Annotated in this window: 17 protein-coding genes and 1 pseudogene; 8 read left to right on the top strand and 10 right to left on the bottom strand. The window is 71.3% G+C overall.

What is annotated here, in order from left to right:
• The first annotated feature begins 253 nt into the window (after positions 1-253).
• Positions 254-598 carry an STAS domain-containing protein gene (locus tag ACGFIK_RS05220; RefSeq protein WP_327025409.1) on the top strand — a complete coding sequence of 115 codons (345 nt, stop codon included), beginning with the start codon at positions 254-256 and terminating at the stop codon, positions 596-598.
• Positions 599-649: 51 nt separating this feature from the next.
• Here ACGFIK_RS05220 and ACGFIK_RS05215 read toward each other — a convergent pair whose 3' ends face one another.
• The 3 genes and pseudogenes from ACGFIK_RS05215 to ACGFIK_RS05205 all read right to left on the bottom strand — a co-directional run bounded on the left by ACGFIK_RS05215 (position 650) and on the right by ACGFIK_RS05205 (position 2,460).
• Positions 650-1,030, bottom strand: a complete 381-nt coding sequence (locus ACGFIK_RS05215) for an FKBP-type peptidyl-prolyl cis-trans isomerase (RefSeq protein WP_327025410.1) — start codon at positions 1,028-1,030, stop codon at positions 650-652.
• 292 nt (positions 1,031-1,322) lie between these two features.
• Positions 1,323-1,892, bottom strand: a complete 570-nt coding sequence (locus ACGFIK_RS05210) for a hypothetical protein (protein WP_393337798.1) — start codon at positions 1,890-1,892, stop codon at positions 1,323-1,325.
• Between the two features lie 132 nt (positions 1,893-2,024).
• Positions 2,025-2,460, bottom strand: a pseudogene (locus tag ACGFIK_RS05205) (helical backbone metal receptor).
• Between the two features lie 76 nt (positions 2,461-2,536).
• Between ACGFIK_RS05205 and ACGFIK_RS05200 the strand changes: the two are divergent.
• On the top strand, positions 2,537-3,451 hold the full coding sequence (locus ACGFIK_RS05200) for a hypothetical protein (RefSeq protein WP_357531538.1): 915 nt from the start codon (positions 2,537-2,539) through the stop codon (positions 3,449-3,451).
• Between the two features lie 282 nt (positions 3,452-3,733).
• Entirely contained in the window at positions 3,734-5,002 is a 1,269-nt protein-coding gene (locus tag ACGFIK_RS05195; protein WP_327025413.1) for a hypothetical protein, read from the top strand.
• 109 nt (positions 5,003-5,111) lie between these two features.
• Here the strand turns inward: ACGFIK_RS05195 and ACGFIK_RS05190 are convergent, their stop codons facing one another.
• A complete protein-coding gene (locus ACGFIK_RS05190; protein WP_327025414.1) occupies positions 5,112-5,456 on the bottom strand; it encodes an Lsr2 family protein in 345 nt (114 codons plus the stop codon).
• A gap of 269 nt (positions 5,457-5,725) precedes the next feature.
• On the opposite strand from ACGFIK_RS05190, the gene lon reads away from it, so the two are divergent.
• Positions 5,726-8,047 (top strand): endopeptidase La, encoded by a 2,322-nt coding sequence (gene lon, locus ACGFIK_RS05185; RefSeq protein ID WP_393337794.1) that lies wholly within the window; start codon positions 5,726-5,728, stop codon positions 8,045-8,047.
• Between the two features lie 57 nt (positions 8,048-8,104).
• Here lon and ACGFIK_RS05180 read toward each other — a convergent pair whose 3' ends face one another.
• Positions 8,105-9,850: a DEAD/DEAH box helicase gene (locus ACGFIK_RS05180; RefSeq protein ID WP_327025416.1), complete on the bottom strand. Its 1,746-nt coding sequence runs from the start codon at positions 9,848-9,850 to the stop codon at positions 8,105-8,107.
• A gap of 186 nt (positions 9,851-10,036) precedes the next feature.
• On the opposite strand from ACGFIK_RS05180, the gene ACGFIK_RS05175 reads away from it, so the two are divergent.
• From ACGFIK_RS05175 to ACGFIK_RS05165, 3 genes are read left to right on the top strand one after another with little or no spacing between them, the layout of a single operon-like run.
• Positions 10,037-10,993 carry a hypothetical protein gene (locus tag ACGFIK_RS05175; RefSeq protein WP_327025417.1) on the top strand — a complete coding sequence of 319 codons (957 nt, stop codon included), beginning with the start codon at positions 10,037-10,039 and terminating at the stop codon, positions 10,991-10,993.
• Between the two features lie 4 nt (positions 10,994-10,997).
• The gene (locus ACGFIK_RS05170; protein WP_393337790.1) at positions 10,998-12,629 is read left to right on the top strand and encodes an asparagine synthetase B family protein; all 1,632 of its coding nucleotides are present in this window, start codon (positions 10,998-11,000) and stop codon (positions 12,627-12,629) included.
• A 54-nt stretch (positions 12,630-12,683) separates the two neighbouring features.
• Entirely contained in the window at positions 12,684-13,502 is an 819-nt protein-coding gene (locus ACGFIK_RS05165) for a MerR family transcriptional regulator (RefSeq protein ID WP_393337789.1), read from the top strand.
• Positions 13,503-13,612: 110 nt separating this feature from the next.
• Here the strand turns inward: ACGFIK_RS05165 and ACGFIK_RS05160 are convergent, their stop codons facing one another.
• The 3 genes from ACGFIK_RS05160 to ACGFIK_RS05150 form a co-directional block, all read right to left on the bottom strand.
• On the bottom strand, positions 13,613-14,824 hold the full coding sequence (locus ACGFIK_RS05160; RefSeq protein WP_393337786.1) for an SLC13 family permease: 1,212 nt from the start codon (positions 14,822-14,824) through the stop codon (positions 13,613-13,615).
• 133 nt (positions 14,825-14,957) lie between these two features.
• Positions 14,958-15,179 carry a DUF2188 domain-containing protein gene (locus ACGFIK_RS05155; protein WP_327025423.1) on the bottom strand — a complete coding sequence of 74 codons (222 nt, stop codon included), beginning with the start codon at positions 15,177-15,179 and terminating at the stop codon, positions 14,958-14,960.
• Between the two features lie 119 nt (positions 15,180-15,298).
• Positions 15,299-16,756, bottom strand: coding sequence for an LVIVD repeat-containing protein (locus ACGFIK_RS05150; RefSeq protein WP_393337783.1), 1,458 nt, complete (start codon positions 16,754-16,756; stop codon positions 15,299-15,301).
• 29 nt (positions 16,757-16,785) lie between these two features.
• Here ACGFIK_RS05150 and ACGFIK_RS05145 point away from each other — a divergent pair, with 29 nt between their 5' ends.
• On the top strand, positions 16,786-17,046 hold the full coding sequence (locus tag ACGFIK_RS05145; RefSeq protein WP_327025425.1) for a hypothetical protein: 261 nt from the start codon (positions 16,786-16,788) through the stop codon (positions 17,044-17,046).
• An 84-nt stretch (positions 17,047-17,130) separates the two neighbouring features.
• Here the strand turns inward: ACGFIK_RS05145 and ACGFIK_RS05140 are convergent, their stop codons facing one another.
• Both ACGFIK_RS05140 and ACGFIK_RS05135 read right to left on the bottom strand, forming a co-directional pair.
• A complete protein-coding gene (locus ACGFIK_RS05140) occupies positions 17,131-18,393 on the bottom strand; it encodes a nucleotide sugar dehydrogenase (RefSeq protein ID WP_327025426.1) in 1,263 nt (420 codons plus the stop codon).
• 102 nt (positions 18,394-18,495) lie between these two features.
• Positions 18,496-19,863, bottom strand: a complete 1,368-nt coding sequence (locus tag ACGFIK_RS05135) for a serine/threonine-protein kinase (RefSeq protein ID WP_393337780.1) — start codon at positions 19,861-19,863, stop codon at positions 18,496-18,498.
• Positions 19,864-19,945: the final 82 nt, after the last annotated feature.

Here is a 19,945-nt window from a genome sequence, read left to right as displayed (position 1 = left end):
TCCGGGCCGGTCCGTGACGGACCGGCCCGGAGGCCGTTGCACGCCGCCGCGAACGGCCAGCCACCCGGTGGTGCCGCGTGGGTCGGCGTCGGCGGGCGGTCGGGGATCGGGTCGTCGAGGCGCAGGGGTACGGACCCGGGCGGGGGATCCTCCCTAGGGTGGACCCGAGGTGCCTGCGGGTCATGCCCTGGATCTACCCGGAACCCGCTTCGCGCAGGGTGGAAGTGTCGGTGCCGGGGGATAGGTTCGACTCATGCGAGAGCGCGAGGAACGATTCCACGTCGAGACCACGGTGTCGGGCGACGTGGTGTGCGTGCGCGTGGTCGGGGTGGTCGACATCGCCACCGTCGGGGCGTTGCGGGCCGCGCTCTGGGCGGCCCCGACCCGTTCGGAACTCCGCGTGGATCTCTCCGAGGTCCGGCTGCTCTCTGCGGCCGGGGTGCGCGCCCTGCTCGCGGCGCGACTGTGGGTGCGGGCCCAGGGCGGCGAACTGGTGCTGGTGGACCCGCCACCCGTGGTGGACCGGGTGCTGCGCGCCACCGGTCTGCGCCGGGTGATCCCGATCGTCGACGCCGACCGGGTCCTCACCTCGGTGTGACGCCGCCGGGGCGTCCGGCGCCGGGCACGGGGCCGGCGCCGGACGTCGCGGTCAGCTGAGGCCGAGCAGGTCGACCACGAAGACCAGGGTCTCGTTGGGCTTGATGAGACCACCGGCGCCCCGGCTGCCGTAGCCGAGGTGCGGCGGGATGGTCAGCTTGCGCCGGCCCCCGACCCGCATCCCCACCACGCCCTGGTCCCATCCGGCGATGACCCGTCCGCCGCCGAGCGGGAACTCGAAGGCCTCGCCACGGTTCCAGGAGGCGTCGAACTCGGCGCCGGTGGAGTGGGCCACCCCGACATAGTGCACCCGGGCGAGCTGACCAGGCTGGGCCTCCGGTCCCTCGCCGACGGTGATGTCCTCGATCACGAGGTCGGCCGGCGGGGCTCCCTCGATCGGACCGATCTCGGGCTTGCTCGCTGCCTGGTTCATGCGAATTCTCCTGTGACGTCGGTTTCAGTCAGCACAATCCTGCCGGATGCTACGACACCCCCTCCCACCCCCCACCCCAACCTTCCCCGCGATCTTGCACTTTCGGTCGCCGATACAGGCGCATTGCCCCGATATGCGACGACCAAAAGTGCAAGATCGCGGGGGCGGGGGCGGGGGCGGGGGCGGGGGCGGGGGCGGGGTGGGGTGGGGTGGGGTGGGGTGGGGGTGGGGGATACGACGGGGCGGGCGTCACCGGTGGTGACGCCCGCCGCGTGGGGGGAGGTGATTCAGGTCAGCGGAGCCAGCCGAAGCGCTTGACGATCGGCAGCCGGGCCCACTGGCGGCCCAGGCCCCAGGTGTCACCGGCGTTGGTCACTGCGAGCAGGGCCAGGACACCGGCGTAGATCAGGTGGTCGTCCATGAACGGGTTGGTGGTGGGCAGGGCGGCGGTCCACATCATCACCAGCAGCAGCCCACCGCTCACGGCGGCGATGCGCATCCCGATGCCGAGCATCAGGGCGGTACCGATCGCGGCCAGGCCGATCATGAACAGCCAGTCCGCCCAGGCGGCGCCGGCGATGCTGTTGTAGAAGCCCTCGAACGGGCCGCTGACCCCGAAGGTCAGGAAGCCCTTGGTGGGGCTGCCACCGTTGATCCAGGCGTTCTTCGCCTCGGTGGAGAAGCCCAGACCGATCAGCTTGTCGAGGAAGGCCCAGAGGAAGATCCAGCCCAGGGCCAGGCGGAGTCCGCCGAGCAGGTAGCGGCTGGCGCGCTTGCTGGTGTTCTGCTCCCGGACGGTTGCGGCCCCGGGGGTCTTGGCGGCGGCGGTGTTCCGCTCCATCATCGCGGTCATGGTGTCCACGTCCCTTCTTCGCTTCGCACCGCTGTCCCGGTGGCATCTCTATTGGACGCCTGTCGGGTAGGTGGTGTGCAGGGCCGACCAGGCCATGACCGGGCGGGACCTTGGTCCCGGTCGGTCGGGACCTCGCGTAGCTCAGCCGGAGCCGACGACCGGGTCGGCGAGTTGACCGGCCAGCAGGTCGCGAGCCTCGGCCAGCGAGGGGCCGTACCAGGTCAGATGGCGTCCGGAGACCAGGGCGCAGGGGAGGGGAGCGAAGGCCTCCGGCCCGTCGTCGCGGGTGAACCGGTACGGCTCATCCGGCAGTACGACGAGGTCCGGTCCCGTCGCCCGCAGTTCCGCCAGGCTGAATCGAGGGTACCGCTGGGTGCGCCGCGTGCACATGGTGCACACCGAGCCATCCGGGTTCCGTGCCGGCCCCAGCTCCCTGAGCAGGTCGGCCAGTTCGGTGAGCGCCTGGTCCACTGTGCGCGGACCGGTGGGAGCACCAGTCGGTGGCCCCGACCAGCAGGCCGGGCAGGGTCACCGCGACCGCCTCGGTCAGCGAGGGCACCAGGGAGACCACCCGCACCGGCGTACCTCCTCACCAGGCCGCCGAAAAACCCACCCTGCCGGGCCTCGGGGTGGGCCCAGGGCAGAGGACCCGCATGATCGTCATCCTAGACTCGGTCGATCGGCGGCAGGATGGGGTGGATGCGACGATGACCGGTGGCGAGGACTCCCGGCCGGCGATGATCCCGGTCGGGGCGGGACGCGGCGAGGTGCTCCTGCGCGCCGGGCGGCGGGTGTACGCCGGCCTGCGCCTCGGTGACCTGATCCGGCGGCGGCCCACCGGCCTGACCGCCAACCAGTGGAACCTCGCCGCCCGGGAACCGCTCGACCTCGTGGTCGGGGCCGCCGACGCTGACCAGGTCGAGTTCGCGGTGCAGTTCCGGCCGCCGTCGCCCGACCCGGCCGCCCGTCGCGCCGAGCGGGCCATGGCAGCGGTCACCGCCGCGGTCGGTCTGCCGGTCCTGCGGATCGTCTCGACCACCCTGAACGCGACCGAGCACGGGCCCGGCATCCTGACCTACCTGATCGACGCCCGCCGGTACGCCGAGGGTGGCGCCGGGACCGAGGTGGCCGCCGTGGGGTTCCGCGACATCATCGGCCGGCTGCCCGACGGCCGCACCGGCGCGGTCAACGACCTGGGTGCCCTGGCCCGGGCCGACGCGGTCGAGGCGTACGTGGCCCGACGGTTGGCCGACCCGATCCTGCGGGGGCTGCACGTGCGGTGGACCGCCGGCCCGGCCGAGGGCTGGGCCTGGGTCGAGGTACGCCCCGGCGAGTGCCTTGTGGAACGGGTGTCGCTTGAGGTCCACCGTCTTTCCTGCGGGGTGGATCCCGCTCGCCTGGCCGAGGATCTGGCCACCCTGGCGGTCGGCGACCGGCTGCGCCGGCTGGAGGCCGACATTCCGGTTCTGGTCGATCGTGCGGAACTGCGCGATGACATTCGGCGACTGCGGGATCGCCGCGAGGAACTCGCCGACGGCTTCCCGTACGACCATCTCTGTCAGCTCTGACCTCCGCCGGTGGAACACCTCCACCGATGCTGCCGCCGCGCCCCGTGGCGAAAAAAAGTCAGCCGACTTTGAACCGGCCCCCCTGGCGGGTCCGTACCTCACCGGGAATGGACAGGATCTCCCCGACCCGCACCGACAGGCGCGGGAGACGGTGCGGAAAGGGCATCGTCGTCAGTCGACGTGCCATCGGCGCGTTCGGATGTCCGCCGGGCGTGCCACCACGATTCCGTTCGGTCCGTCGAGTCACGAATCAGGTACCGGATCGAGAAGGAGAGCAATTCGATGCGCAGGTCCCCCCGGTCGCGCCGACCATCCGGTAACACGCGGACGAAGCGACTGCTGGCCGTCGGTGCCACGCTCGCCGTATTCGGCGGGGTGGTCGCCGTTACCCAGATCTCATCGGCCGGTGACCGACGGCCGAACAAGCAGCCCCGTCCGGTGGCGGCCGAGTGCGTCGCCCCGATTCCGGGCGCCACCGCGCCGGCCGCCCGTGGTGCCACCACCACCCGCACCTTCCAGAATGGCCGGTGGGTGACCAATCACTGGGGTGACGGACAGCAGACCATCGAGGAGTGCCAGGAGACCCGCAACGGCGGCGGTGCCGCCACCGGCTCCCAGGCTGTGGCCTGCCCGGACGTGGTCAGCCGGCTGCCTCAGGTGCCCGATCGGGCCCGCGCCGAGGTGGACCGGAACCTGGGCCTGTTGCAGACCCAGATCACCGAGGCCGACCAGCGACTCGCCGCCGAGGGCAACAGGGGGCAGGGCTTCATCAACAACGCCATCCTGGGTCCGCTGGCCAGCAAGCGGCGGGCCACCCTGGACCGGATCACCATCGCCATCGACCGGTTCGGTCCGCGTCCGCGCGGCCTGGCGGATCTGGCCAACTGCCAGGTGCGGCCGGTGAACAACAACAACGGCGGAAACAATGGGAATCCCAACAACGGGGGTGGCAACAACAACGGTGGTGGCAACAACAACGGGGGCAACCCGAACAACGGCAACAACGGCCTCCAGGTGCTGGCGAACAACTGCAACAACAGCCGGTTGCAGCCGCACGACGGCTTCCAGAACGGCAACCGTTGCATCAGCACCGCCTTCGGTGAGGTCGGCTCCGCGGCCAACAACCCGTCGCTGCTGATCACCGAGTTTCCCCAGCAGATCAACCGTAACCAGGGCTTCGCCATCCGGGTGAGCACCCGTAACCTGGTCCGGGACCGCTTCCTGCCGGCCGGGCAGGGCGGCTACTACCTGGAGAGTTCCCTGCTCAACGGCGAGGGGCTGACCCGGGGGCACTTCCACACCGCGTGCCGGATGTTGAACAACACGAACGAGGCGCCCGCCCCCGATCCGGTGCCGGCCTTCTTCGTCGCTACCGAGGACGGTGGCGGCGGCCGCCAGCCGGACAGCGTGGTCATTCAGATTCCGGGTCTGCCGGAATCGGGTATCGCCCAGTGCGCGGTCTGGGCCGGTGACGGATCGCACCGGATCCCGATGGCGGAGCGGGCGAACCAGACCCCGGCCTTCGACGCGGTACGGATTCAGGTGAACTGATGTCGTGAGTTGACTCGCAACGACCAGGGCCGCCCGGGAGGACTCCTCCGGGCGGCCCTGGTGGTCGGGGGAAATATCGCACGTTGCGAGTTGCGCAGGCGAGCGTCGTTCAGCGGTTCTTGTACGCCTCGACCACCTCGACCGGGATGCGACCCCGCTCGGAAATCTTGTATCCGTTGCTGACCGCCCATTCGCGGATGGCGCGGTTCTGCTCCCGGTTCATTCCGGGAGTCGCCGGGCCGGTGGTACGACGAACGGTGCGGCCGAGGTCGGTGCCCCGCCCGAGCCTGCGTCCGGCATTGATAAACGGATCCAACGCCTTGCGCAGGACTCCCGCGTTCTCGTCGGAGACATCGATGGTGTACGCCACGCCATCAAGACTGAACTCGAGCGTTCGGTCGGCTTTACCGCCGTCGAGGTCGTCGGTAAGCACCGTGATTACTTTTCTCGCCATCGTTGACTACTCCCTGTGTGTGGCGGGGTGTGGTCAAAGTTTGACGTATGCGCCGCCAATTGCGCAACAAACGCACGCCCTGCTGCGGGTGGCGTTTTGCGCTTCAATGAAATCCCGAATAGGTCACCTTGCTTGCAGAGGTGGCGCAGGGTCCCCCTCCGGGGAGGTCACGTAAGACCGTTCCGGTGTTCTGGATCACATCGAGGAACAATGAGGGTTCTTCGTGACTTGAGCCTGACACGCTCAACTCATGGGATAGCAGGTGTTCGATGGCAACTCTTCCGGTACTTCCACTGACCGACGCCGTACTGCTGCCCGGCATGGTCATCCCGGTGACCCTCGACCCGACCACCCAGGCTGCGGTCGACGCGGCCCGTGCCACCGGCGACCACCGGCTGCTGGCCGTGCCCCGCCTGGACGGCGAGTACGGTTCCGTCGGCGCGATCGCCACCATCGAGAAGGTCGGCCGGCTGCCCAGCGGCGAGCCGGCCGCCGTGATCCGCGGCATCGCCCGCGCCCGCATCGGCACCGGGGTACCCGGTCCCGGCGCGGCGCTCTGGGTCGAGGCGTCCGAGATCGACGAACCCGCCCCGGCCGGCCGGGCCCGGGAACTGGCCCGCGAATACCGCGCCCTGGTCACCGCCGTGCTTCAGCAACGGGGTGCCTGGCAGGTCATCGACGCCGTGGAGCGGATGACCGACCTGTCCGAACTGGCCGACTCGGCCGGCTACGCGCCCTGGCTCAGCCTGGGGCAGAAGACCGAACTGCTGGCCGCACCGGACGTCACCGCCCGGCTGGAACTGCTCGTCGGCTGGGTCAAGGACCACCTGGCCGAGCAGGAGGTCACCGAGCAGATCAACTCCGAGGTACGCGAGGAGTTGGAGAAGACGCAGCGGGAGTTCCTGCTGCGCCAGCAGCTGGCCGCGATCCGCAAGGAACTCGGCGAGGACGCCCCGGACGGCACGGCCGACTACCGGACCCGGGTCGAGGCCGCCGACCTGCCGGAGAAGGTACGCGAGGCGGCGCTGCGCGAGGTCGGCAAGCTGGAACGGGCCAGCGACGCCTCCCCGGAGGCGGGCTGGATCCGTACCTGGCTCGACACGGTGTTGGAGATGCCGTGGAGCACCCGTACCGAGGACAACACCGACCTGACCGCGGCGCGGGCCGTGCTGGACGCCGACCACGCCGGTCTGTCCGATGTGAAGGACCGCATTCTGGAATACCTGGCGGTACGCAACCGGCGGGCCGAGCGGGACCTCGGGGTGGTCGGTGGCCGGGGTTCCGGGGCGGTGCTGGCCCTGACCGGTCCGCCCGGGGTCGGCAAGACCAGCCTCGGCGAGTCGGTGGCCAGGGCGCTCGGCCGCAGGTTCGTCCGGGTCTCCCTGGGCGGGGTCCGCGATGAGGCGGAGATCCGGGGACACCGGCGTACCTACGTCGGCGCGTTGCCCGGCCGGATCGTGCGGGCGTTGCGTGAGGCCGGCTCGATGAACCCGGTCGTGCTGCTCGACGAGGTCGACAAGCTCTCCGCCGGGTACGCGGGCGATCCGGCCGCCGCCCTGCTGGAGGTGCTCGACCCGGCCCAGAACCACACCTTCCGGGATCACTACCTGGAGGTCGACCTGGACCTGTCCGACGTGCTGTTCCTGGCCACCGCCAACGTGGTGGAGGCCATCCCCGGCCCGCTGCTGGACCGGATGGAACTGGTCACCCTGGACGGCTACACCGAGGAGGAGAAGGTCGCCATCGCCCGGGACCACCTGCTGCCCCGGCAGCGGGAACGGGCCGGGTTGACCGCCGAGGAGGTGGAGGTGGATTCCGCCGCCCTGGGTCGCATCGCGGGGGAGTACACCCGGGAGGCCGGCGTACGCCAACTGGAACGGGCCCTGGCGAAGATCATGCGCAAGGTCGCGGTGACCCTGACCGCCGACCCCGCCCCGGTCCGGGTCGGTGTCGACGACCTGGTCCGCTACCTCGGTCGGCCCAAGCACACTCCGGAGTCGGCGCAGCGTACGGCGGTGCCGGGGGTGGCCACCGGCCTGGCGGTCACCGGCGCCGGGGGAGACGTGCTGTTCATCGAGGCGACCAGCATGGAGGGCGAGCCGGGACTGACCCTCACCGGTCAACTCGGCGAGGTGATGAAGGAGTCCGCGCACATCGCCCTGTCCTACCTGCGGGCCAACGGTCGCCGCCTCGGCCTGGATCCCAACTCCCTGGCCGGGCGGCGGATCCACCTGCACGTCCCGGCGGGTGCGGTGCCCAAGGACGGCCCCAGCGCGGGCATCACCATGGTCACCGCCCTGGCCTCACTGGCCAGCGGCCGGCCGGTACGCCCCGAGTTCGGGATGACCGGCGAGGTGACCCTCTCCGGCCGGGTGCTGCCCATCGGCGGGGTCAAGCAGAAGCTGCTGGCCGCCCACCGGGCCGGCCTGACCGAGGTGATCATCCCGGCCCGCAACGAGCCGGACCTCGACGACCTGCCCACCGAGGTACGCGAGGCGCTGACCGTGCACACCCTGGCCGATGTCGCCGACGTCCTGGCCCTGGCGCTGCGCCCGGCCGAGGCCGACACCCGCACGCTCACCCTCGCCTGAGGTGAGGAAAGGGTCCCCTGCCAACGCACGGCAGGGGACCCTTTCCTGAGTTGTGGGTCAGCGGCGGTCCCGGCGGTCGCCGTCGTACCGCCGCTCTGCACCGCCCCCGTCGCCGCCGTCCCGGTCGCGGCGTACGGTGGCCTTGCGGCCCTTGATGGTGCTGTTGCGCAGCCCGGCGATCACCTCGTCGGCGACGGCGACCGGCACCTCGACCAGGGAGAACCGGTCGGCGATCTCGATGGAGCCGATGTCGCGGCCCCGGATGCCGGTCTCCCCGGTGATGGCACCCACCAGGTCCTGCGGACGCACCCCGGCTCGGCGGCCCAGGCCGATGAAGACCTGGGTGGTGCCGGTGGTGCGGGGCCTCGACGGACGGCGGTCGCCCCGGCCGTCGGCCCCGGGCCGGGTCTCCCGGGGGGCACGGACCGCCACCTGGGGGATCTCCTCCGCGGCCTCCTCGGTGCCCGGCAGGGTGGCTTCGTGGGCCAGCTTAACCGCGGCCAGCGCCACCTCCATCAGGTCGAACTCGTCGCTGAGCGATTCGACGATCACCCGGAACGGGTCGAGGTCGTCCTCCAGCAGGCTCTCCCGCAGCGCCGCCTGGGTCAGCTCCAGTCGGCGGGTACGCAGGTCCGCCACCGTCGGGATCTTGTCGATGGTGATCCGCTGCCCGGTGACCCGCTCGATGGTCTTGAGCATCCGGTGTTCCCGGGGTTCGGCCAGGGTGATCGCCACCCCTTCCCGCCCGGCCCGGCCGACCCGGCCGATGCGGTGCACGTACGACTCCGGGGCCGAGGGCACGTCGTAGTTGACCACGTGGCTGAGCTGCTCGACGTCCAGACCACGGGCCGCCACGTCGGTGGCGACCAGCAGGTCGGCGGTGCCGCCGCGGAGCCGGCCCATCACCCGGTCGCGCTGTTCCTGGCTCATCCCGCCGTGCAGCGCCTCGGCCCGGTACCCGCGCCCGTTCATGGTCTCGGTGAGCCGGTCGACCTCCTCCCGGCTGCGGCAGAACACGATCGCCGCGGTCGGTGATTCGACGTCCAGCACCCGGCCCAGGGCCGCCGGCTTGTGCGCCCGGGCCACCAGGTACGCGCTCTGGCGTACCCGGGGGGCCTCCCCGGCCAGCGGCTGTTCCCGGGCGATGAGGATGCGGACCGGGTCGGTCAGGTGGGCGCGGGCCATCCCGTCGATGCGGGCCGGCATGGTGGCCGAGAACAGCACCGTCTGCCGCTGCTCGGGGGCGTGCTCCAGGATCGCCTCGATGTCCTCGGCGAAACCCATGTCGAGCATCTCGTCGGCCTCGTCCAGCACCACCGTGGCCAGGTTGCCCAGCCGCAGGGTGCCCCGGGCGATGTGGTCCAACGCCCGGCCCGGGGTGGCCACCACCACGTCGACCCCGTTGTCCAGGGCGCGCAACTGCCGGCCGATCGGCTGGCCGCCGTAGATCGGCAGCACCCGGGCCCCGAGATCCTTGCCGTAGCGGTGGAAGGCCTCGGAGACCTGCACGGCAAGTTCCCGGGTCGGCACCAGCACCAGGGCGACCGGGTCGCCGGTGGGTCGCTCGTCGGGCATCCGTTGCAGCAGCGGAAGGGCGAACGCGGCCGTCTTGCCGGTGCCCGTGGCGGCCTGCCCGAGCAGGTCCCGACCGGCCAGCAGCGGGCCGATGGCCTCCCGCTGGATCGGCGTGGGCTCCTCGTAGCCGAGCGCGGAGAGCGCGGCGAGCAGTTCGGAACGCAGGCCAAGGTCCGCGAAGGCGGGCGGTTCGGTGGACGGGTCCGGCAGTACGGGCGTGGAACTCATGGGTCAAGTTTTTCATTACCACTGCGGGCGCACTGCGGCGACCACCGCAACACCGGCAACGACCAGTGGCGATAAGGCCGCTCCACACCCCTTCAGGGAAGATAGGAGGATTGTTCGGACTCATCCCGGTACGTGTGGTTAGTGTCGGCGACAGGCGAACCCTTCACCGGGAGAGAGGACCCGACCATGCGAGTGCCCAGTCGAAGTCCGGGACAACGGCCTGGTCCTCCTGCCGCCCCGGCCCGGCGTCGCCCGCGCGGCCCGGTACGACCTCCGGCCGCCACCGGACCCGATCTGGACGCCTACCGCCGGGCCGTGGCGGAACTGCTCGTCGAGGTGGGGGCGCTCGCCTCGGCCAGCAGCACCAAGGCCCGCCAGGTGCTGATCGATCAGCGGCTGCGGGAGCCGGCCCTGGCCGCCGTCCTGGACGCCACCCCCCAGGGGCTGGTCGGGGCCCGGGAGACCCTGCTGTTGGAGATGGCCCGGTACCAGCCCAACACCCGCAGCTCCGCCGCCGACCTGACCGCCCTGGTGCGGATCTACCTGCTGTCCCGCATCGACGTGATGTGGTGGCGGGAGGCGGCCACCTTCCTCACCGACACCGAGGTCCAGCACAGTCTGGAACTGGTCGACCTGGAGTGGCTGCGGCGGCGGGATCTGCTGAACTTCCGCTACACCGGACAACCCCGCAACCTGCTCGGCCGGGGAGCACGCGCCCTGCGTCGTCGGATGCTGCCGCGCGCCACTCCGCGTACCGCCGGTCTGCTGTTCCGCCGGGCCCGCCGCGAGGTGGTGGCCCTGCTCAACGACCTGGGTCGCGAGTTCGCTGCGGTGACCCCGGCCGGCACCCCGCCGCTCTGGGTGACCAGCCTGGTGCGCAGCGCCGAGCACCAGTACCGGCTGCGGCGCCTGGGGTACGCCGCGATGGTGCCCAGCGGGCACTGCCTGGGCTGGGCGGCCGACCTGGAGATGCAGTGGTTCGACCACTTCGGGGTCCGGGACACCCTGGCCGGGCTGCTGCTGGACCGGCAGCGCTGCGGTGAGATCAACGTGGTCGACGAGGGGCAGGCCTGGCACATCTGCCTGGCCCCGACCGCCACCGCCCGACTGCGCCGGGCCTACGAAGCCGAGATGGGGATCTGAGGCGATGTGCGGAATCGTGCTCAGCCTGGGCCCGGAGGCCGATCCGGTGATCTTCCGCCGGATGCTGGCGGTGCTGGCCACCCGGGGGGAGGTCACCGAGACCCGGTACGAGGCCGGCCTGCTCGCCGGCACCCGCCGACTGCCGGTGGTGGATCGGGACCGGGCGGTGCAGCCCTGGGTGTCGGCCGACCAACGGTGGCTGCTCTGCTACAACGGGGAGGTCTTCAACCACCATGAGCTGCGGGCGGAGCTGAGCGGCCTGGGCCACCGGTTCCGCAGCGGCAGCGACACCGAGGTGGTGCTCGCCGCCTTCGCGCAGTGGGGCGAGCAGATGGTCACCCGGCTGCGCGGCGAGTACGCCATCGCCATCGTGGAACGGGCCACCCGCCGGGTGTACCTGGCGCGGGATCCCCTCGGGGTCAAGCCGCTGTACTGGTCGCGTACCCCGGGATGTCTGCACCTGGCCAGCGAGATCAAGGCCCTGGTCCGGGCGGCGGCCCCGGTGGTCGAGGTGCCGCCGGGCCACCACGGTTGGGTCGACGCGGACCGCCGGGTCCACCTGCGGCCGTACGTGGACCTGCTCTCCCTGGGTGCCGGGGCGCCGGCGGTGACGGATCCGGACGAGGCCGCCCTGCTCGTCCGTACCACCCTCACCGACAGCATCCGGGTGCGCCTGGACACCGATCTTCCGGTGGGGGTGGTGCTCTCCGGCGGGTTGGACAGCTCGCTGGTGCTGCTGCACGCCGTGCAGGCGCACCCGGACTGCGTGGCGGTCACCGTAGGGGTGCCGGAGAGCCCCGATGTGGCGTACGCCCGGCGGTTGGCCCGCGACCTCGGCGTCCGGCACGAGGTGGTCGAGCTGCGGCCACGCGACATCCGGCTGGCCGAGGTGCGGGAGGCCATCCGGATCTCCGAGCTGACCGAGTACGGCGACATCATCAACGCGGTGGTCTCGGTGCCCATCTTCCGGCGGCTGGCCGAGCTGGGCGTCAGGGTCGTGCTCACCGGCGACGGCTCGGACGAGCTGTTCGGCGGGTACCCGATGTATCACGAGGTCGGGCCCGAGGCGGCCCGACGGCTCTTCCTGCACAAGATCCGCAACCTCTGCCGTACGGAGTTGCAGCGCGTCGACCGCACCAGCATGGGTTTCGGGGTGGAGGCCCGGGTGCCCTTCCTGGACCTGGCCCTGGTCGAGTTGGCCATGCGGCTGCCGGTGGACTTGAAGATGCGCGAGGGTCAGGAGAAGTGGATCGTCCGGCGGGCCTTCGCCGACCTGCTGCCGGACTACATCCGGCGGCGGCCGAAGAACCCGATGTCGTACTCCTCCGGCCTGCACGAGCGGGCCCGGCTGTACAAGCCGCTGTTCGCCCGGCTGCACCGCACCTTCGGCTACCACCTGTCCGAGCCGGTCCGTCGTGACTTCGACAGCGTGCTGTCCCGCTGCGACAACGACCTGGAGGCGGCGATCGCCGCCGGGCGGGCGCGGCGTGACTACACCGTGCTGGAACACGCCCGCGACCTGGTCGGCGCGGCCCGGTGGAACGCAGCTCCGATGGTGCGTCGGCTGGTCACCCCGCGCCGCAACCGGGTCTCACCGCCTCGCAACCGAGACGACGGAGCACCGCTGCCTGGTTGACCCGGTGGCCCGGGTTGACTCTGACACCGTGTCAGCGTCGACAGTGGAGGGGCCATGTTCACCATCGGAGATTTCGCCAACCTGGGCCGGGTGTCGGTACGGATGCTGCGGCACTACGACAGCATCGGGCTGCTCCGCCCGGCCACCGTCGACCCGCGCAGCGGCTACCGCTACTACACCGCTGCCCAACTGGGCCGACTGAATCGGGTGATCGCCCTCAAGGAGCTGGGGCTGACGCTCGGCCAGGTGCGGGCGATCCTCGACGAAGCGGTCGACAGCACCGAGTTGCGCGGCATGCTTCGACTGCGTCGAGCACAGTTGGAGGCGCAGATGGCGGCAGACGTCGCCCGCCTGGCCGGCGTCGAGGCGAGACTCCGCATGATCGAGACGGAGGGTCGCATGAGCAGCCAGGATGTCGTCATCAAGGAGATCTCCCCGATCCGGGTCGCGGCGCTGTCCGCGGTAGCGGGCAGCTACGACGGGGCGGACATCGCGCCCGCGCTGACCCCGCTCTACCCGGAGCTGTTCCGTCGGTTGGAGGCCGCCGGCATTCGCCCCGCCGGGCCGGCGCTGGCCTGGTACGACCAGGCCGATGACGGTGAGGCCGTCATCGTGTACGCCGGAGTGGGGATCGACGTCGACGCGGCGGACCCGGACGTGACCGTGGTTCAACTGCCGGCGATCACCGCGGCGACCACGGTCCACCACGGTTCGATGCTCACGGCCGACCAGAGCATCCAGGTGCTGGCCCGGTGGATCGAGGAGAACGGCTGGCGGGCGGATGGCTTCGCCCGCGAGTTGTACCTGGACTACTGCGCGGACGAACCCGACAAGGGCGTCACCGAGCTGCACCTGCCGGTGCGTCGGGCCTGACCCCCATGGGCCGCCCGGCACGGGGCGGGCGGCCCTGGAGTCCGACGGCCGTGGCCCCAGGTCACGGCCGTCGGACGGCTCGGTGTCGGTTCCGGCGCGCTTGGGCCGGCTCAGCCGGTGAGCAGCAGGGCGCCGACTGCCGCCAGGGTGCCGAGGACCGCCAGCACGGTGCTGGTCAGCAGGAACCGTGCCAGCGGCACCCGCACCCGGGCGGCCCGGCACCGCTCCAGCCACAGCAGGGTGGCCAGGGAGGCCCAGGGCAGGGCCAGCGGGCCGATGTTGGTGCCGACCAGCAGGGCCAGCAGGCGCTGCCGGTCGCCGGTCGGCAGCACCGCCTCGCCGGCCAGGTACGCGGGCAGGTTGTTCACCAGGTTGGCCAGCAGGGCCCCGGTGCCCCCGGCTCGCAGCACCCCCGAGGTGCCTCCTTCGTCACCGGCCAGCCAGGCGACCAGGTCGTTGAGCCCGTACCGGCCGATGGTCTGGATCACCAGGAACAGCCCGGTGACGAAGACCAGCAGCCGCCAGGGCAGCAGGGCCGGGCGCAGGGTGCCGGGGGAGCGCAGCGCGAAGCCGAGCAGCAGCAGGCCGGTGGCGACCGCCGAGGCGAGCCCGACCGGGGCCCCGAGCAGGATCGCCGCGACGAAGAGCAGACAGGCGACCAGGGCCGTGCGGTAGAGCACCGGATCGGCGGGCCGGTGCAGCTGCGGTGGCGGGAACCGTCCGCCGGGCGGGGAGTCCCGACGCCACCAGAAGTACCAGAGCAGCACCGCGGTGACCGTGATGGCCGCCAGTTGGGGCAGCCACATCAGGCCCAGGTACCCCAGCGGGTCCAGCCCGATCCGCTCGCTGGCCAGCAGGTTGGTCAGGTTGGACACCGGCAGCAGCAGGCTGGCCGTGTTCGCCAACCAGACCGTGGTCACCGCCAGGGGGGCCACCTGGGTACGCAGAGTCACCGCCAGGGTGAGCATCACCGGGGTGAGCAGTACCGCGGTGGTGTCCAGGTTGAGCACAATGGTGGTCAGCGCGGCGAATCCGACACAGAGCGCGAACAGTGCCGTCCAGCGGCCCCGGGCGGCCTGCGCCAGCCGGGTGGCGAGCACGTCGAAGACCCCGGCGGCGGCGGTCAGTTCGGCGAGCACCACCACCGTGCCCAGGAAGATCAGCAGGGGCAGGATCCGGGTCAGGGTGGCGGCGGCGTCGGCCCGGGGCAGCAGCCCGGTCGCGACACAGGCGGCGCCGGCCAGGGCCAGCCCGACGGCGATCACGTCCAGCGGGTGTGGCCTGCGGCCAGGTGGTGTCGGGGCGTCCCCGATGGCGGTCACGGCCGGCCATCCTCGCATGCCCCCGAGGCCTGGCCGGCACCGGAGCCGGCCGAGGTGACGGCGGCGGCACCGGGGATGGAACACCCCGCCGGTCGGCGTCACCTGCCGACGCCGACCGGCGATCCGTCCGGGGTCAGCCGACCGGCGGGTAGGGGTCGTCCCGGTAGGTGAACTCGGTCTCGATCCGGCCGTCCGCGGTGTGCACCACGAGCTGACTCGGCTCGTTGCCGTGGGCCACCTCGCGCCCGGCGGAGACCGCGCGCTCCTTGGTGTCGTACCTGCCGACCACGGAGCCGCCCTGCTCGACCTTCCAGCCGCCACCGTCCGGCACGACGTGATATTCGGTGCGGGTCATCTCGGCATCCCTTCCTGGTACCAGAGGTGCCGACGAGGTACCCGGGACGCCAGGGGCAAAACACGACCCTCGGTCAGGGGGATGCGCTGGGGCGGACCCGGATCCGCCCCAGCGACCTCCTACCAGCTCAGATAGCTGGGCTGGGTCTGCACGTTCAGCTCACGGAAGTGGACCAGCTTGGCCGTCCAGGTCCGCCAGTCCTCCAAGGCCAGCACGTCCAGCCCCTTCTGGATGTCGGAGGAGTAGATGTGCCCGTTGTAGTAGTAGGCCGACCAGGAGCCGCCGACGATCATCTGGGTGTCCGACAGGGGTCCCCGCTCCCAGAAGCCGATCTCGGTGGGCCGGCGGGAGTCCGTGAAGTCCCACACCGAGATGCCACCCTGATACCAGGCCTGGACCATGACGTCCTTACCGAGCACCGGGATCAGGGAGCCGTTGTGCGCCACGCAGTTCTCGGTGTCCCCGTTGGTCCGCGGGATCTTGTAGTAGCTGCGGAACTCCAGCTTGCGCTTGTCGCCCCGGCCGGTGAGGTCGTAGATGGCGTTGGCGCCCCGCTCCGGGCCGACGGTCTCGTTGCAGGTGGCGCCGCCGCCACCGCCCAGTTCGTCGGTGAAGACCACCTTGGTGCCTCGGTTGTTGAAGGTGGCCGAGTGCCAGAAGGCGAAGTTGGTGGTGTCCCGGACCCGGTGCAGCACCCGGGGGGCCTCCCGCTTGCTGATGTCCAGCAGCACCCCGTCGCCCATGCAGGCCCCGGCGGCCAGGTCCTTGCTCGGGTAGGCGGTGATGTCGTGGCAGCCGGTGGTCGCGGAGGCACCCGTACGGCCCTCGTAGCCGCCGTCCGGGAAGAGGTTCGGGGTGGCGACCACGGCGGCGTCGGTCGGCTTCTTCAGCGGCACCTTGACGATGCTGATCGAGTCGTGCGGGGGCTTGCAGTCCGGGAAGGCGTCCTGCGGGCTGTACGAGGAGACGTACAGGTAGACCGCCTTGTTGTCCTTCGCCGGCACCAGGGTGTGGGTGTGCGAGCCGCAGGCGGTCTCCACGGACTTCAGGTAGCGCGGCTGCTTCTTGTCCCGCACGTCGAAGATCTTGATGCCCTCCCACGACTCCTTGATCGAGGCGGGCTGGGAGACGCTGCCGCAGGAGTCGTCGCTGCGGGAGGCGTCGGTCGACAGGAACAGCAGGTCACCGTAGATGGAGATGTCGTTCTGGGCACCCGGGCAGAGCACCTGGGAGACGATCTTCGGCTGGCTGGGGCGGGACACGTCGTAGATGACGAACCCGTCGTAGTTGCCGACGAAGGCGTACTTGCCCTGGAAGGCGATGTCGGTGCCGAGGGCGTTCGTGGTGTTGAACGGCGACTGCTTCGGCAGGTTGGCGATGAGCCGCAGGTTCGGGCTGCTGGAGATCTCGTCGACGCCCAGGGGCGCCTCGACGGCCGAGGTGGAGTCGGTGGCCACCTGCGCGACCGGCTGGGCGCTGCCCGGCGTGGCGGTGGCGAGGCTGGCTAGCAGGAGCCCGGTGGCGACGGCGCTGGTCAGGCGTAACCACCGTCCCCGGGGCGGAGTCGATACGTCCATCGGCGACACCCTTCGAGACAGGAAGGAGGATGTTCGTACCGTACGCCCCAGTTACCAAGGTCGATGTGATCCAGGTCACATTTGGCCGTCGACTGCTAGCGCCCGACAGCCCGCTTTTCGCCTCGAAACCCCTGCGTGGTGGCCGGGCAGGTCGACGGCTTCGGGCCGGGCCGGGTGCTGGTGCACCGGGAACTGGCCGCCGAGCAGGGCTGGTCGCCCTGGCCGCCTCGGTGCTGCCGGCCCGCCGGGCCCTGCGTCGACCGGTCGTGGAGGCGCTCGCGGACCTGTGATGGTCCTTCGGGCCGGGATCGGCGGGGTCGCCCGCGTCGGTCCCGGCCCGCAGGGGTGGCCCCGTCGGTTCGGCGGGGCCGCCCCTAGATGCGTTCCACCTTCGGGCCGGAGCAGCGGTTACGGGCGTCGAAGATGTACCGGGCGTGCCGCTCCACGAGGGGATAGTCGAACACGTCGTGATCGGTGATCACGACCACGCAGTCGGCCTCCCGGATCTCCCGTTCGGTCAGTTCCACCGTCAGCACCCCCTCGGGCAGGTGGTGCGCCGCGGCGTACGGCTCGACCGCCCGGACCTCGGCGCCGAGTTCCCACAACCGCCGGGTCACGTCGACCGCCGGGGAGTCACGCATGTCGCCGGTGTTCGGCTTGTACGCCAGCCCGAGCAGCAGCAGCCGGGCCCCACTGACCGCCTTACCGGACCGGTTCAGCCCGGCCATCACCCGCTGCGCGACATGCTCGGGCATCTCGTGGTTGATGTCGTTGGCCAGCTCGATGAACCGGAACTGCCGTCCGAGCCGGCGCTTGACCTGCCAGGACAGGTAACAGGGGTCGATCGGCAGGCAGTGGCCCCCGACCCCCGGCCCCGGCCGGAAGGGCATGAACCCGAAGGGTTTCGTCGCCGCCGCCTCGATCGCCTGCCACACGTCGATGCCCAACTGGTGCGAGAGCATCGTCAGCTCGTTGACCAGCGCGATGTTGACCTGGCGGAAGGTGTTCTCGATCAGCTTGGTCAACTCGGCCACCTGGGTGGAACCCACCGGGACGGTACGCTCCACCAGCCGCCGGTAGAACCCGTCGACCCGGTCCAGCGCGGCCGGGTCCATTCCGGAGACCACCTTGGGGGTGTTCTCCAGCCGCCAGGACCGGTTGCCCGGGTCGATCCGCTCAGGACTGTAGCCGAGGTGGAAGTCGCCCGGGCTGTGCAGCCCGCTGGCCGACTCCAGCAGGGGCCGCAGCAGTTCCTCCGTGGTGCCCGGGTAGGTCGTGGACTCCAGGATGACCGTGCAGCCCGGCCGCAGGTACGGGGCGATAGCCGTACCGGCCTTCTCGACGAAACTCAGATCGGGGGTGCCGTCGCGCAGCGGGGTGGGCACGGTGATCACGCAGAAGTCGAAGTCCTCCGCGTCGGCGTACTCGCTGCTGGGGTGGTACCGGCCGCTCGCCAGGGCCCGGCCCAGCCGGTCGGTGGGGATGTCCGCCACGAAGGACTCACCCGAGGCGAGCCGCTTGACCCGATCGGTGTCCACATCGAGACCCACGACCTCGAAGCCGGCCTCGACGGCGCGCATCGCGAGGGGCAGTCCGACGTACCCCTGGCCGACGACGACCAGCTTCTCCATGCGCATCCGGGCTCCCGAGCATCGGCCAGCAACTGCTGGTAGGGAGCCTAGGGCGAATTATGATGCCAGGTGTCCGTTTAGGGGAATTCTGGTGGTGTTGGGGCGGAGTCAGCTGGTGGTGTTGTCATCGACCGGCGGGTTGTCGCCGGGCGGCTCGGTGGTCGGCGGCGCGGACGAGGCCGGCGGAGGCGCCGAGCTGGGTTCGCTGGCGGGGGTGGACGGGCTGGGCGAGCTCGGCTCCGGCTCGGGGGCCGGCGGCTCGGGCGACTCGCTGGGCTGCTTGGTGGTCACCGAGGGGGAGGGCGAGGAGGTCGGCCTGCCGGTCGACCCGGCCGGACGGTACGGCGACACCTGCACCGGCTCGCTCTCGGTCTCGTCCACCGGGGCCTCCTGCTCTACGACCGAGCCGGCCGCGGGAGGACTGCTCGGCACCTGCACCGCCGGGGTGTCGGCCTCACGGGCCGCGCCGAGGGCCGCACCGAGGGCGACCAGGCCCACCACCACGGCGGTGAGGGCACCGACCAGGGTGCCCCGCCCTCGCCGGGCCCCCACCGGTGCGCTCTGCGCCACCGTGTCGGCCGTCCGGGTGTCCGGCCCGGGGCCGCGTACCGCCAGGGTGGCCGGCACCATCGCGGTCGGCAGGGAGCTGTCCGACACCGCGCTGCGGGCCGCCTCCGCCATCGCCGCCCCGCTGCTGAACCGGTCCGCGGGATCCTTGGCCAGGGCACGTTCGACCAGGGCCCGCACCGCCTCCGGGATGTCGTGCGGCAGCTCCGGGGGCGGGTCGTCGAGGTGTCGTACGGCCACCTGGAGGGGGTTGTCGCCGGTGAAGGGCGGGCTGCCGATCAGGCAGCAGTAGGCGACCGCCCCGAGGGCGTACAGGTCGGTGGCCCCGGAGACGGGGCGTCCGGCGGCCTGCTCGGGGGCCATGTAGAGGGCGGTGCCGGGCACCGCGTTCGTGCTCGTGATGCTGGTCACATTGACCGACCGGGCGACCCCGAAGTCGACGAGGACCACGGTGCCGTCCTCCTGCACCAGCAGGTTGCTGGGCTTGACGTCCCGGTGCACGATGCCCCGCTGGTGGGCGGCGTGCAGGGCCTGCGCGGCCTGCGCCACCACGGACATCGTCTCGGCGACGTCCAGACGGCCCTCGGCCTCGATCCGCTTCGACAGGGGTTGGCCGGTGACGAACTCCATCACCAGGTAGTCGGCCCGACCGCCGCCGGCCAGCTCGTCCTCGCCGCAGTCGAAGACCTGCACGATGCCGGGGTGGCGCAGGGCGGCCATCATCCGGGCCTCGGCCCGGAACCGGGCGATGAAGTCGGGGTCGGACACCAGGGACGGCAGCAGCACCTTGATCGCTACCTGGCGGCCGAGGATCAGATCGGTGCCGCGCCAGACGTCGCCCATGCCGCCGGTGGCGACACGTTCGTCCAGGCGGTACCGACCGCTGAGTACGACCTCCGAAGACAACACGGCACCACCGTACCCACCGTGGGCGTCATCGGCGCGTCTGCCGTCCGTGCGGATGAGGTCTCCCGGGGGTGGGGGCGAGGCG

Source organism: Micromonospora sp. NPDC048871 (assembly GCF_043198155.1).
Classification (GTDB): domain Bacteria; phylum Actinomycetota; class Actinomycetes; order Mycobacteriales; family Micromonosporaceae; genus Micromonospora.
This window is presented reverse-complemented; position numbering and strand designations above follow the sequence as displayed.

Bases quoted from the DNA above. Each gene is read 5' to 3' on its own strand.
- ACGFIK_RS05220 (WP_327025409.1), top strand. From the start codon at position 254: ATGCGAGAGCGCGAGGAACGATTCCACGTCGAGACCACGGTGTCGGGC.
- ACGFIK_RS05215 (WP_327025410.1), bottom strand. From the start codon at position 1,030: ATGAACCAGGCAGCGAGCAAGCCCGAGATCGGTCCGATCGAGGGAGCC.
- ACGFIK_RS05200 (WP_357531538.1), top strand. From the start codon at position 2,537: ATGATCGTCATCCTAGACTCGGTCGATCGGCGGCAGGATGGGGTGGAT.
- ACGFIK_RS05195 (WP_327025413.1), top strand. From the start codon at position 3,734: ATGCGCAGGTCCCCCCGGTCGCGCCGACCATCCGGTAACACGCGGACG.
- ACGFIK_RS05190 (WP_327025414.1), bottom strand. From the start codon at position 5,456: ATGGCGAGAAAAGTAATCACGGTGCTTACCGACGACCTCGACGGCGGT.
- lon (WP_393337794.1), top strand. From the start codon at position 5,726: ATGGCAACTCTTCCGGTACTTCCACTGACCGACGCCGTACTGCTGCCC.
- ACGFIK_RS05180 (WP_327025416.1), bottom strand. From the start codon at position 9,850: ATGAGTTCCACGCCCGTACTGCCGGACCCGTCCACCGAACCGCCCGCC.
- ACGFIK_RS05175 (WP_327025417.1), top strand. From the start codon at position 10,037: ATGCGAGTGCCCAGTCGAAGTCCGGGACAACGGCCTGGTCCTCCTGCC.
- ACGFIK_RS05170 (WP_393337790.1), top strand. From the start codon at position 10,998: ATGTGCGGAATCGTGCTCAGCCTGGGCCCGGAGGCCGATCCGGTGATC.
- ACGFIK_RS05165 (WP_393337789.1), top strand. From the start codon at position 12,684: ATGTTCACCATCGGAGATTTCGCCAACCTGGGCCGGGTGTCGGTACGG.
- ACGFIK_RS05155 (WP_327025423.1), bottom strand. From the start codon at position 15,179: ATGACCCGCACCGAATATCACGTCGTGCCGGACGGTGGCGGCTGGAAG.
- ACGFIK_RS05150 (WP_393337783.1), bottom strand. From the start codon at position 16,756: ATGGACGTATCGACTCCGCCCCGGGGACGGTGGTTACGCCTGACCAGC.
- ACGFIK_RS05145 (WP_327025425.1), top strand. From the start codon at position 16,786: ATGTTCGTACCGTACGCCCCAGTTACCAAGGTCGATGTGATCCAGGTC.
- ACGFIK_RS05140 (WP_327025426.1), bottom strand. From the start codon at position 18,393: ATGCGCATGGAGAAGCTGGTCGTCGTCGGCCAGGGGTACGTCGGACTG.